At 30.0% G+C, this 13,404-nt stretch carries 16 protein-coding genes; all 16 read right to left on the reverse strand.

Annotated features, from left to right (window positions below; translation table 11 throughout):
• Positions 1-6: 6 nt before the first annotated feature.
• Genes BDU_RS01355 through flgD form a run of 16 tightly spaced genes read right to left on the reverse strand, consistent with a single transcriptional unit; the run spans position 7 to position 13,396 of the window.
• Positions 7-894, reverse strand: a complete 888-nt coding sequence (locus BDU_RS01355; RefSeq protein WP_014696150.1) for a MinD/ParA family protein — start codon at positions 892-894, stop codon at positions 7-9.
• Positions 895-906: 12 nt separating this feature from the next.
• The gene (flhF, locus tag BDU_RS01360; protein ID WP_014696151.1) at positions 907-2,073 is read right to left on the reverse strand and encodes a flagellar biosynthesis protein FlhF; all 1,167 of its coding nucleotides are present in this window, start codon (positions 2,071-2,073) and stop codon (positions 907-909) included.
• A gap of 4 nt (positions 2,074-2,077) precedes the next feature.
• The gene (gene flhA / locus BDU_RS01365) at positions 2,078-4,165 is read right to left on the reverse strand and encodes a flagellar biosynthesis protein FlhA (RefSeq protein ID WP_012538037.1); all 2,088 of its coding nucleotides are present in this window, start codon (positions 4,163-4,165) and stop codon (positions 2,078-2,080) included.
• A gap of 12 nt (positions 4,166-4,177) precedes the next feature.
• On the reverse strand, positions 4,178-5,299 hold the full coding sequence (gene flhB / locus BDU_RS01370) for a flagellar biosynthesis protein FlhB (RefSeq protein WP_012538038.1): 1,122 nt from the start codon (positions 5,297-5,299) through the stop codon (positions 4,178-4,180).
• Positions 5,296-6,084: a flagellar biosynthetic protein FliR gene (gene fliR / locus BDU_RS01375; protein WP_012538039.1), complete on the reverse strand. Its 789-nt coding sequence runs from the start codon at positions 6,082-6,084 to the stop codon at positions 5,296-5,298. The genes flhB and fliR overlap by 4 nt, the downstream gene beginning before the upstream one ends.
• 16 nt (positions 6,085-6,100) lie before the next feature.
• Positions 6,101-6,364, reverse strand: coding sequence for a flagellar biosynthesis protein FliQ (gene fliQ / locus BDU_RS01380; protein WP_012538040.1), 264 nt, complete (start codon positions 6,362-6,364; stop codon positions 6,101-6,103).
• An 8-nt stretch (positions 6,365-6,372) separates the two neighbouring features.
• Positions 6,373-7,137 (reverse strand): flagellar type III secretion system pore protein FliP, encoded by a 765-nt coding sequence (gene fliP / locus BDU_RS01385; protein ID WP_012538041.1) that lies wholly within the window; start codon positions 7,135-7,137, stop codon positions 6,373-6,375.
• Positions 7,138-7,146: 9 nt separating this feature from the next.
• Positions 7,147-7,779: a flagella biosynthesis regulatory protein FliZ gene (locus BDU_RS01390; protein ID WP_012538042.1), complete on the reverse strand. Its 633-nt coding sequence runs from the start codon at positions 7,777-7,779 to the stop codon at positions 7,147-7,149.
• Positions 7,772-8,116: a flagellar motor switch protein FliN gene (gene fliN, locus BDU_RS01395; protein WP_012538043.1), complete on the reverse strand. Its 345-nt coding sequence runs from the start codon at positions 8,114-8,116 to the stop codon at positions 7,772-7,774. The genes BDU_RS01390 and fliN overlap by 8 nt, the downstream gene beginning before the upstream one ends.
• A gap of 46 nt (positions 8,117-8,162) precedes the next feature.
• On the reverse strand, positions 8,163-9,221 hold the full coding sequence (gene fliM / locus BDU_RS01400) for a flagellar motor switch protein FliM (RefSeq protein ID WP_012538044.1): 1,059 nt from the start codon (positions 9,219-9,221) through the stop codon (positions 8,163-8,165).
• A gap of 19 nt (positions 9,222-9,240) precedes the next feature.
• Positions 9,241-9,774, reverse strand: coding sequence for a flagellar basal body-associated protein FliL (gene fliL, locus BDU_RS01405; protein ID WP_012538045.1), 534 nt, complete (start codon positions 9,772-9,774; stop codon positions 9,241-9,243).
• A 43-nt stretch (positions 9,775-9,817) separates the two neighbouring features.
• Positions 9,818-10,606: a flagellar motor protein MotB gene (gene motB, locus BDU_RS01410; RefSeq protein ID WP_012538046.1), complete on the reverse strand. Its 789-nt coding sequence runs from the start codon at positions 10,604-10,606 to the stop codon at positions 9,818-9,820.
• On the reverse strand, positions 10,606-11,391 hold the full coding sequence (locus BDU_RS01415) for a motility protein A (protein ID WP_012538047.1): 786 nt from the start codon (positions 11,389-11,391) through the stop codon (positions 10,606-10,608). Before BDU_RS01415 ends, motB begins: the two co-directional genes overlap by 1 nt.
• The gene (locus BDU_RS01420; RefSeq protein WP_012538048.1) at positions 11,388-11,609 is read right to left on the reverse strand and encodes a flagellar FlbD family protein; all 222 of its coding nucleotides are present in this window, start codon (positions 11,607-11,609) and stop codon (positions 11,388-11,390) included. Before BDU_RS01420 ends, BDU_RS01415 begins: the two co-directional genes overlap by 4 nt.
• A gap of 16 nt (positions 11,610-11,625) precedes the next feature.
• Positions 11,626-12,951: a flagellar hook protein FlgE gene (gene flgE, locus BDU_RS01425; protein ID WP_012538049.1), complete on the reverse strand. Its 1,326-nt coding sequence runs from the start codon at positions 12,949-12,951 to the stop codon at positions 11,626-11,628.
• Positions 12,952-12,955: 4 nt separating this feature from the next.
• A complete protein-coding gene (gene flgD, locus BDU_RS01430; RefSeq protein ID WP_012538050.1) occupies positions 12,956-13,396 on the reverse strand; it encodes a flagellar hook assembly protein FlgD in 441 nt (146 codons plus the stop codon).
• Between the last annotated feature and the right edge of the window lie 8 nt (positions 13,397-13,404).

Genomic DNA, 13,404 nt, shown 5'->3' on the forward strand with positions numbered 1-13,404 from the left:
AATTACCTATTCCATGCCAAAAAATTTAGATATAAAACCTATCACACCTCTCCTTTTTTTATTATCAAGAGTAATCTCTTCAAGAGCAGCAACAATAGAATCAAGACAATAACTAGCTTTACTATTAGGATTCAATAAAATAAAAGGTCTCTGCTTAAAAACAGAATTTTTAATATTTTGATCCTCATAAACATAACCTAAATAATCAACATTTAAATTCAAAAACTGATTCGATATATCAACAACTTTCTTAGCCACTATTTTTCCTTCACTAACATTAGCAACTCTATTTACAACCAGTCTTAAATTTTTTAAATTTTCCATCTTATGAGACAAAACCTTAATGATACCATAAGCATCAGTTATGGAGGTAGGTTCTGGAGTTGTTACAATAACCACATCATCACTAGAGAACAAAAACGAAATAACCTGTCTTGAAATTCCAGCACTAGTATCTATTATCACTATATCATATTCATAAACTTTTAATAATTCTTTTATAAACTGGTTCATCTCGGTTTCTGACAAATCCAAAAGTTCTGTTGTTCCAGAAGCACCAGCTAAGAGATCAATATTATATTCTGTCTTAGTAATTACGTCTTGGATACAGCGACCTTGTACAATCATATGATAAATATTGTACTTTGGAATCACTCCAAGTAAAATGTTAATATTAGCCATACCAATATCTGCATCAAAAACTAAAACTTTTTTACCAAGATGTGCATATTTAAGAGCAAGCCCCACAGCAATATTACTTTTCCCAACACCACCTTTACCACTAGTAACAGAAATAAATCTTGTTTTATTATTTTGTATTTTATCATCAACAACAAAGCTAGACTTATTATTTAATCTCATAATATCACGTAAACTTTGAGCCTGATCTTCCATCATATATTATCCTTAATAATAAGATTTACTTTTTAGCTTTCGAATAAATTCAACATCATCACTTATTCTATATCCATTTATTTTTTTAATGAAGGTAAGCGGTTCTGCAATACTAATATTATGAGGAACAATTTGCCCATCAGTAACATAAGAAACTTCCTTTCTCATTTCATGAATCAAACTTATCAAATTACCAACACATGTTGTCTCATCAAGCTTTGTAAAAATCACAGTTTTATAACTAAAAGGAGAAAACTGATGAAATATTTCTTTTATATCTGATGTTTTTGTCGTAGAACTTACAGCCAAATGAAATTCAGCATCACGACCACAAGCATTAAGAAGTTCTTTCATCTCAGCAAGTTTCATAAAGTCCTTAGGACTCTTACCAATTGTATCAATAAGAACAAGATCAAAATCTTTTGACTGTGTAATCTCTTCCTTTAAATCTTTAAAAGATTCAATTGCTTTAACAGGAATTCCCATAATATCACCATACGTCTGAATTTGTTTTTTAGCACCTATTCGATAATTATCAATAGTAATAATCTTAATATTTAAATTCTTATCATCACTATTAATACCATAAATCGCTGCAAGTTTTGCAATGGTAGTAGTCTTCCCAACACCCGTTGGCCCAACTAAAATAAAAATCCTTTTCTTAAGATTATCAATAAGAGAACCTGAACATTTAATAGTTTTAGCAATATATATTATTACACTATCTTTGACTTTATCATAATCATCAAGATCAGATAAACTAAATTCCTTTTTAATAAAATTATTAATATCTCTAATATAACTTTCAGAAAAATCATTACTACGTAAAATATCTTCTATTTTTAAAATAGTTGGATGATTAATTTCTTCCTTTTTATGTGCAAGTTCATTTTTAAGAGATTTAACTTCCTTAATTACATCTTCAATTGAAGAAGTCTCTTCTTTTTTAATACTTTGAAGAATCTTACGTTTTTCTTCCTCAACATTTATTTGCTGTTGTCCAATGTCATACCTAACATAACCTGAAACCTCAATCCAATCCCTACTAAATAATCCAAATATTCCTCCATGAGATATTGTCTTATAAGTCATAACTCTAGCATTTTTTCCATACTTTCTCTTAACAGTTTCTATAACTTCATTATAAGTAGGACCTCTTTCTGTAAAATACTGAACCATAATATTACTCTTCAACCTCTACTGTTTTAAGTACATTAACTTTAACATTTTTAGGAACCTCTAAAACAGATATAACAACAACATCTGAAAGCTCTCTACTTGTTAAAACCCTTATTACAGGACGTGCCGATTCACTAGATAATATAATGGGATAATATCCTTGCGATTGAACTTCATTTACAAGTACAAAGAGTTCATAAAGAAATTTAGATTTTAAATTTGGATCAAGGGAACTTACAAGATCGTTATTGGCCTCAAATCTTGAATCAATTATCTTCTGTTCAAATTCTGGATTAATTGTTATTACATTAAGCTCTAAATTAGAGTCCAGATATACATTAACTATTTGCCTTCCAATTGCTTGCCTACATTTCTCAATTAAAAAAAATGTATCTTTAGTAACATTTGTAAAATCAGCTATTGTTTCAAAAATTGTAACTAAATTACGTATTGAAACTTGTTCTCGCAAAAGACCTTGTAACACTCTTTGAATCTCTCCAACCGAAAAATCTTTTAAAACTTCTTCAACAATAGCTCCATAATCTTTTTTAAAGACATCAAGAATATTTTGAACATCTTGACGTGTTAAAATCTCATAAGAATGTCTCTTAATAAGTTCAGTCATATGCGTCGCAATAATTGAAGGTGGATCAACTACAGTATAGCCCAATTTCTCAGCAATTTCTCTCACATCATCATTCACCCAAATAGATGGAAGACCAAATGACGGATCTTTTGTAAGATCTCCTTCAAGACCAGAATCCAAACCTACATTTATAACCAAAAACTTACCTAACTTAATCTCTCCATGCCCAATCTCCACTCCTCTAAGTTTAAATGAATATTCATTTGGCTCAAGCCGCATATTATCCACTATTCTAATTTTAGGAACAACTATTCCAAATTCAAGAGCAATCTCACGACGTATTTTTACAATACGATCAAGAAGTTCTGATGTTTTAGAATCATCAACTATTGGAACAAGATTATATCCAATTTCTAAAGCCAATGGATCTAAAGGTACTACTGGTGTAATTTCCTTATCCGCATAACTTAATATTTGCTCTTCAGCTTTCTGTTTTTCATAAAGTTCTCTATCCCTAGATAAATTAGAGAGTGAATAAGCAAAAAATCCTATCAATAAACTCAAAAGAATCAGTATTAATGTAGGAAATCCTGGAAGAAATGCCAAAAATAGCAAAAATCCAGATACAATCCAATAAATTCCTGCATAGGAAGTAAATTGTTCAAAAATTTCCCCTCCAAAACTATTTTTTGATATCGACCTAGTAACAATAAGACCTGTTGCTGTTGAAATCAATAAAGCTGGAAGTTGAGAAACAAGCCCATCTCCAACAGTTAAAGACACATAATTATTAATTGCATCATTAAAATTAAGACCTTGAAGGGTTACTCCTACTATAAGCCCTCCAAGAATATTTATAAGAGTTATTAAAAATCCAACTTTCACATTCCCAGAAACAAATTTAGAAGCACCATCCATAGCACCATAAAAATTCACTTCAGATTGCAAATCATTTTTTTGTCTTGTAGCCTCTTCTTCTGTCAAATTCCCAGAACTATAAGCAGAATCAATAGCCATTTGTTTACCAGGAAGAGCATCAAGAGCAAAACGAGCAGCAACTTCAGCAACTCTAGTAGCACCTTTTGTTATAACAATAAACTGAACAGCAATAATAATAAGAAATATTATAAATCCTACAACAAGACCTTGAGTTCCAGAACTTCCAACAACAAATGTTCCAAAGGTTCTTATCATTTGACCATCAAAATTGATTCCTTTGATCAAAATTAATCTAGTAGAAGAAATATTTAAAACAAGACCAAAAATAGTCATAACAAGTAAAAGTGTTGGAAAAACCGAAAAATCGAGTGGACGCTTAGAATAAAGAACAATAAGAATAATTAAAAGACTCATCATTAAATTAATCGCAATCAAAGCATCTAAAATAAATGCAGGAAGAGGTAAAATAAAGCCAGCAACAATAAGTATTAATCCAACTGAAACTATTAAATCAGCTTTATTATTAAGCCCAAAATACCCTAATAAAGAATTTTTCTCTAAGTCCAATAACTTAAACCTCTAATTAAATTTTTTAGCAATAGAATATACCTTCACAAGAATTTTAGAAACAATTTCCCAATATTCTCTTGGAATCTCTTCATTAATATCAACATTAGCATAAAGATCCCTTGCAAGTGGCTTATTTTCCACTATAGAAACATTATTTTCTCTTGCAATTTGTTTAATTACAAATGCAATTTCATCTTGTCCTTTTGCAAGCACTTTTGGTGCTAACATAGTATTGCTATCCCATTTAATAGCAACAGCAAAATGCTCTGGATTTGTAATTACCACATCTGCTTGAGGAACTGCTACCCTCAAATTAACATTTAAAATTTCTCTCATTCGCTCCCGCATTCTAGAACGGAGCAGAGGATCTCCTTCCATTTCCTTTCGCTCTTGCTTGATCTCTTCTTTTGTCATTTTCAAATTCTCAATATAACGAGCTCTTTGAAAAAGATAATCTAGTACACTAAGACCCATCAATACCATCACTGAAAAAAAACATATTCTATAAGCAAGACTTAATATTACAGAAATACCGCCTTCAAGGCTATACTCAGGCATTTTTGAAATTTTACCTATATTGCTTTTCAGCATAATATAATATATAAAAGATATTATAGCAATTTTCAATAAACTTTTAAACAAATTAAAAAAAGCATCAACTGAACCAAAAGAATTTTTCATCCATTTTGAAAAATTTGGATTTATTCTATCCCATTTAGGCATTATAGGCTTAAGAGTCATAACAAAGCCAACTTGCATAATATTAACTAAAAATCCAACTATAAAAGACACTATAAAAAATATACTCACATATCTAAATAGAGGTCTAATATATGCAAAACTCAATGAATAAATACTAATTGACATTACTTCTGGTAACTTACTAGCCTGCCATTTAAAAATATCCATTAATTCTTGAGCAAAATAAGATAACATAAAAAAAAATACAGCAAACAATATAAAAAGAGAAATGGATGAATTAATTTCTATTGATTTTAACACTTGACCTTCTCTTCTTGCTTTTTGTTTTCTTTGCTCAGTAGGAACTTCAGTTCTGCCCTCATCCTCTGAGGCAAAAAAATTAAGGGGTATATACCAACTTTTATTTAAAAATTCATCTCTAGTATTCATTTTAAAGTCTCAGAAAATAAATTTAATGCATTACGCATAGATTCTAAGCTAAGTTCAATTACTCTTTTAACAGATATCACAAAACTTGGAAAAGTAATATATAAAACAATTAATCCCAATCCCAAAGAAATCGCAAAACTAATCATTAATAAATTAATTTGAGGAGATGTTTTGGAAATTATACCTAAAATTAAATATAAAAGTAAAAGAACTCCTAATATTGGAAGAGACATTATTAAAGATTTTTCAAAAAGAATAGCAAAAGAATAAAATACTAACTTTATAAATTCATAATTCTTTATATTAACCATATTCTCAACTCTAACATTTAAGACAGAATCATAAACCCCAATAACTAAAAAACGAAATAAAAAATCATTTGATAAAAACACAATCAAAAAAAGATAAGTAAATATTTGAGATATTACCAAATTATCCTCTTCTGCAAAAACATCAAAAATATTTGCATAAGCAAGTCCCATCTGATTTGAGAAAAAAAAACCAAGTAAATGAAACACATTAAAAATAATACTTACAAAAAAAGCTTGAATAAGTCCTAAAATAGCCTCTCCTAGCAATATTAATACAAATGCAGTCAAATTATTCAAAGGATAGACAACATTTACCTTATCTACAACAATAATGGACAAAATCAATGAAAAGAAAAAATTTAAATAACCCATTTTAATAGTCGAAAAAAAAGGTGAAAATCTTAAAAAAATAAAAATTCTAATAAAAATAGGTAAAACCACAAAAGACTTTAAAATCAAAAAATCCATATTCATAGATTAATCCAGACATTTACATATTTTGTATCTGATTAAAAACTAAAAACGTAAATTGCATAAGTTTCTTTAAAATCCAAGGTCCAAATATCACAAGAACTAAGAGTATTATAATAATTTTGGGAATAAAACTAAGTGTTTGATCTTGAATCGAAGTAACAGCCTGAAAAATTGAAACTAAAAGACCAACTATAAGAGCTGTAATTAACATTGGCGCTGAGAGAATAATAATATTTTCAATAGATATTTTAATCAAATAAATAATTTGTCCAGTTGTCACTTATGACCTCACATAAAACTTTTTATAAGTCCACTAGTAATCAAAGTCCAACCATCCACCATAACAAAAAGTATAAGCTTAAATGGTAATGATATTATTACAGGTGGCAACATTATCATACCCATTGCCATTAAAACTGCAGCTACAATAATATCTATTATTATAAATGGTAAAAAGATCAAAATACCCATTTTAAAAGCAACTTTGAGTTCATGTAAAATAAAAGATGCAATAAGAACATGTGTTGGAACTTCACTAAAGTTTTTAGGTTTTGCATAATCACTAATACTCATAAACAATCTAATCTCCTCATGCCTACTATTAGACATCTGTTTATACATAAAATTTCTAAGTGGAGCAATCCCTCTATCATAAAATTCATTAAAATTTATTTTAGAATCTCTCAAAGGTAAATATGCATCTTTATATATTATGTTAAAAGTTGGCCACATAGTAAAAAGAGTTAAAAATAAAGCTAATCCCATTATTACCTGATTAGGTGGTGATTGCTGAAGTGATAATGCTCTTCTAATAAAATCCAATACTATTGCTATCCTTAAAAAGGAAGTCATCAAAACCAAAAAAGCTGGAGAAAGCGTTATGATGCTTAATATTAATAAAAGTTGCAGAGGAAAAACTATGCCACCACCAAAAGAATTTAAAAAATCAACAAATGGAAAATTCAATCCAGTAGTAGGTTGCAAAGACTTGGTTTGAGCAAATGCAAAATTTACAACTCCAAATAACAACAAAAAACTTAATTTTTTATTCAAATTTAACCTCTAAAACTTTTTTAATCTATCCTGTTTACTTTTCAAAGAAGTCTCAATATCATTTTCCAACTCCGCATATTCATCATGATCATTAATAAATGATTTATCTTTCTTATTATTGCGTAATATTTTATTAAAAATTGACTTAAATGAATTTATATTACCACGGCTCTTAATTTTATTAAGTTGAAATTCTAAATTCTCCAACTCTTCACTTGTTGTTATCTCCTTTAGTACAATAGAAGAACTATTTGATACTAAAAATACATAAACATTGCCTAATACATTAACAATCCTTATAGAATTTTTATTATCTATTTCATAAAAAGCAAGTTCTCTTATTAAACTCGACATATCATTATTTTTATTTTTTTTATAGCTTAAAATCATTTTCTTAAATAAAAAAATAAAAATAACAAAAAAAAGAAAAAACAAAACCAAAGTAAACAAATCTGTAACATTAAAAAGAGATATGCTTTGTATGTCTTGATTATCTAAAACAACCTTATTATCATCAAATATTGGCAAATTAACTTCATTTTCTAATTTAGAAGTAACATTTAAATCACTCTCATTATCCTGCGCAAATAAATTTTCTGCAAAAAATACAATAAAAGTGAAAAATAAAATTAACCTATTCATTTTTAATTTTAATTATTTCGGTAATTCTAACACCAAAATTCTCATCAATTACAACAACCTCTCCTTTAGCCACTATTTTTCCATTTACCAAAATATCTACAGGTTCACCAGCAAGTTTATCAAGTGTAATGATCGTTCCTTCAGACATAGCAAGTATATCTTTTATTTTACGTTCAGTCCTACCAAGTTCTACTGTAACTTGCATAGAAACATCCATTAAAAGACCAAAATTGCTAGGATCAACACCTTCAGGCAAACTATCAATCAAATCAGGAAGTTTAACACCCTTTATCTCAGGTTTTTCCTCACTAAAATCATTCTTATCATCTACATCCATTATTTACCTCTCTATTAAATTCATTAAAACATCAAAACTCTTTAAGTTATTCAACTTCTTCCGTAAGTTCTTTCAACAAATCAAAATCCTCTACCTCACCAACTTTTCTTGTAATTTGAACTGAAATTTTATTCCCAACAAGTCCCATTCGACATTTAAATTTTTCTTTAGTTCCTACTTTCAAAATCAAATCTTGATCTATTGAAGAATTTTCAAGATTAATAACATCCCCTTTCTCTAAAGACAAGATTTCTCTTACCTTTAATTTCACTTCTCCTATCTCAGCCACCAAAGGCATATTTGTATATTCAAGTTTTTCTCTAAGTACATCAAGATTCTCACTGGTAGTTCCCACACCAATTAAAGAATGCCAATATCTTGTTGACAGTTTAGATACAATAGGTTCTATTGTAATATAAGGCAAACAAAAATTCATAAGTCCTTCGACTTTACCTATCTTAACTTCAAGTGTAACCAAAATAACCATTTCTGTTGGAGGAACTATCTGAGCAAATTGAGGATTCACTTCTATGTGCCCAAACCTAGGCCTTAAATCAACTACTTGAGACCAAGCCTCTCTCATATTAGCAAGAATACGAATAATAACACTTTCCATTACAGACTGTTCTATTTCTGTTAAATCTCTACTCTTATCTTTAATGGTGTCACCATCACCACCAAAAAGCCTATCAACTATTGCAAATGCAATAGTTGGATCAACTTCAAATATAGCAGAACCTTTAAGAGGATCCATATTAATTATTGCTAAGGTAGTAGGATTTGGAATAGATCGAATAAATTCTTCATAAGTCAACTGATCAACTGAAGCTACATGTACATGAACCATTTTTCTCAAAAGAGCTGAGAGTGAAGTTGTAGTATATCTTGCAAATGCTTCATGAAAGCTTGATACTGTTCTTACTTGTTCTTTTGAAAATTTATCTGGTCTTTTAAAATCATACACTTTAACTTTTTGTTTCTTGCCCATAGGGCTAGATATAATATTAGAAAGTGAATCATCTGATGATAAATTATCAGACGAATTAATAGATTCTAAAAGACTATCTATATCATCTTGTGATAATGCTCCCGGATTACCTGCCATTTAAAATTCCTTTTAAAAATCACATATCAAAAATATCAATTTGCGTCAATGCTATCTCTTTTATTTCACCATTTCTAAGAATACTATTAATTCTGGCCTTAATTTCTGCTTTAATCTGACTTTCATTTTTTATCTCTTGGCCTGTTCTTTGACTAAAATATTCCCTTATAATATCTTTTAATCGCACCTTTTGTCGTCCAAGTTCACTTAAAATATTAACATTATTCTCAGCATAACCTAGTGCAAGTTTTATTACAAAAGTTTTCGGAGGAGTATCTTGGGTAGTCCCTCTAATTTCGTCTATACTTTCATACCATATAAGCATAGGAGGCTTTCCTAAATATTCATTAGAAAAGATTGGAAAATTATTAGGTGCGCCACTTTGACTTACTACCATCTTAGAAACAAAATAAGAAACTATTATCATGATAACAACAGTAAATAGTCCTATTGCTAATATTTGCAAAATCCTTATTATCACATCGGGTAGTAGTCCTATTTTTTTACTATCAGAACCTCCTACATCCATACTATCATCATCTTTTTCAGGCATATTACCTCCTATAAATTTCTTATTTCATTACTAAAAAATATTATTATTGCTTAATACCTTTAGCAAAACTTAAAGAAGCATCACTAGTAATCAAAATATCTATTCTTCTATTATAAGCTCTACCTTCAGGAGTATCATCAGTAGCAACGGGCCTACTACCTGCAAATCCAGATACCTCAAATTTACTCTCAATACTTTCTATTTTAGAATGATCAGTATAGTTTAAAATCTGCTCTAACATGTTTACTGCTCTTGCTGATGAGAGTTCCCAATTACTTTTCCAAATTCCATTTATATTAACATCGACATTATCTGTATGTCCTTCAATTTTAAAATTATATCCTTGATTATCTAAAAACCCAATAAAAGAAGCTATCTTTTGTATAACATCTCTATTATCATCAAGTTTCACCTCAGCACTAGCTGAATCAAAAAAAGCATCTGCTAAAAGAGATACAACAACACCTCGCTCATGTCGTCTTACAATAACCTTATTCGACTGAATTTTTTCAACAAACTCGATAATAGATTTGTTTTTAGAAGCCTGAGAAGCTTGTTTGTTTTTAGCAGTAGAAGGCAAAGACATAAAGCTATTACTCAAATAAGAAAGCTTATCAATATCCAAAGTCTTACCTCCCTTAAAAAATCCAGAACCCGTAAAAGAAGCTGACATTATTTTTAAAACATTTTCTTTCATAATAACATCATTTAATGAAAACATAGTAACAAAAAAGACAAGCAACAAAGTCACCATATCTCCATAAGTCACCATATATTCAGGAGCACCACCATCTTCACACTTTGAACGTTTCTTTTTAGTTTTAAACATCATTATTCACCTCCAAGAACACCACTACCAAGTTGATTTCTATCTTTAGGAGTTAAAAACGTTACAAGTTTTTGCTCTAAAATTCTAGGATTGTCACCTGCTTGAATTGATAAAATACCTTCAACTATCATTGCTCTAACTGATGCTTCCTCAAGATCGATAGACTCTAATTTAAGTTGAATAGGAGTCAGCATTAAATTTGACATTATTGTACCATAAAGAGTTGTAACAAGAGCAACAGCCATAGAAGAACCGAGTGCTGATCTGTCTTCTAAATTTCCAAGAAGAGCAATAAGTCCAATAAGAGTACCTATCATTCCAAAAGCAGGAGCAAGTTTTGCCCAGGTTCCAAAAAGATCTGCACCAACCTTATGTCGCTCTTGCATCTGTTCAAGTTCAAGAAAAAGCATAGTTCTAATTATCTCTGGATCAGTACCATCAACAACAAGTCTCATTCCAGATTTAAAAAAAATATCATCAATTTGATCAAGTTCATCATCAAGAGATAAAAGTCCTTCTTTCCTAGCTTTTTCTGAAAGTTCTACTAAAGTTTTTATAATAGGAATTTTACTAAAAGAACTTCTTTTAAAGAAAAATCCTAAATATGTAGGTATTCTCTTAACAATAGTAATTTCCGAAGAAGCCACAAGCGCAGAAAAAGAACCAACAATAGTAATAAACACAGAACTTAAATCCCAAAAAACTCCTAATCCTGTAGGAGTAAATGCCATAGATATTAAAATAGCACCAAATCCAACTCCCCATCCAATTATACTAGCCAAATTCATAATTCAACTCCCTTATTCTCTTGTATAATTCTATCTAACAAAGCAATTTCTCTCCTATACATCTTGATTTTATTGACCACATCTGCCACGCTCTCTTTGACAACCAATTTCTTACCATTCATAAGTAAAATTGTAGTATCAGGATTAGCTTCAATACTCTCAATATGAGAAGGATTTAAATAATAACTATCTCCATTAAGTTTAGTTACATAAATCATAAACTAAAATAAAAAATCAACTCTTAAGCCTTACAAGCTCTTGCAATAACTGATCTGAAGTAGTTATAGTCTTAGCATTAGCTTGAAAACCTCTCTGAGTCACTATCATATCTGTAAATTGTTCAGCAAGATCAACATTAGACATTTCTAAAACTCCTGACCTAATAGTACCAAGTCCTGCAAATCCAGTCTCACCTATTCTAGCTTGTCCTGAATTACTAGTTTCAGTAAAATTGGTATCACCTGCTTTTGCAAGACCCCCAGGATTAACAAATGAAGCAAGAGCAATCTTTCCAATAGTGCGTCTAATGCCATTTGAATAAACTCCTGTAATAACACCATTTTGATCAATCTCATAATTCTCCATATATCCCATACCATACCCATTTTGAACAATAGCTTTTGTAGTACTTGCATCAGCAAATTGAGTAATTGAATCAGCATAACTACCAACAGTTCCAAGTCTAAGGTTAACGGTCTGCTCACCACCTTCTCCAGCATTAGCATCAATAACACCAAAAGTTATAGGAAACTCAAGTAAATCTCCTGGTTGACCTGCTTGACCATTTAAAGAAAGCAATGCTCCCTCATTATCAAATCCCATTGTAAAATTAGAATTTTCTTCTCCATTAACTAAAACTGTAGCATTCCATGTATTAGGAGTAGTTGCATCCTTTAAAACTCTAAGTTCAACAACATTAGTATTCCCAAAAGAATCATAAACAGTTTTATTGACAACCCAAGTACCACGAGCAATATCTACTTCGTTTGCACCTTGTTGAACTACAGGCAATCTCTTATCAAGATTACAAGCAAAAGTAATGTACTCAGTAGCTTTAGCACCCTCTTTATCTCCAATAGGAATAATCAAATCTCTAATATCAGAAGATGTATTGAAAACTTGCTCTCCTCCAACAGATTCTGCCATCCAACCTTGAATTCTCATACCATTTGCAGGATTTACAAGATGTCTATTAGAATCAACATCAAATGCACCTGCTCTTGTATAAAAAGAATTATCACCATCCCTTAATATAAAAAACCCATTACCACTAATTCCTAAATCAGAAGCTTTTTGTGTACTTTGAAATGAACCTTGAGTATGAATAGTATCAACAGCAGCAACAGTCATTCCAAGACCAATTTGTTTTGGATTAACACCTCCACGTCCATCAGTAGGACGAGATGCCCCAGAAATACTTTGAGATATCATGTCTTGAAAATTAACTCTTCCTTTCTTAAAGCCAACGGTATTAACATTTGAAATGTTATTACCAACAACATCCATTCTTGTTTGATGATTCTGCAACCCAGAAACACCAGAATACAAAGATCTCATCATATAATTACTCCTCCAATCCTACTGATAAAACATTATTATAAACATAATATTTTCCATCAATCATAATTTGTGGATTTACTCCTGCCTTTACACTTGTAACTTTACCTTTAATAATTTTTCCTTCAACATTTTCAAATTCAACTATTTTCCCTAATAAATTCAAATCCTTATTTACACCAAGGATAGATGATAAATTTTCAAAAGATTTACTCATATTTGTCATCTGTTCAAGTGCCGAAAACTGTGCCATTTGAGAAATAAATTCTTTATCTTTCATTGGCTCTGTAGGATCTTGATATTTAAGCTGAGTAAGAAGCAATTTCAAAAAATCATCTCTACCCAAATTACTTCCCTTAATATCCCTATCTCTTTTTAATCCAGCATTAACTATTTTTTTAGACTGCCCTATATTAACTAAATTATCAATATTACTAATTGTATTCATCTATCCTC

This window comes from Borrelia duttonii Ly (assembly GCF_000019685.1).
Classification (GTDB): Bacteria; Spirochaetota; Spirochaetia; order Borreliales; family Borreliaceae; genus Borrelia; species Borrelia duttonii.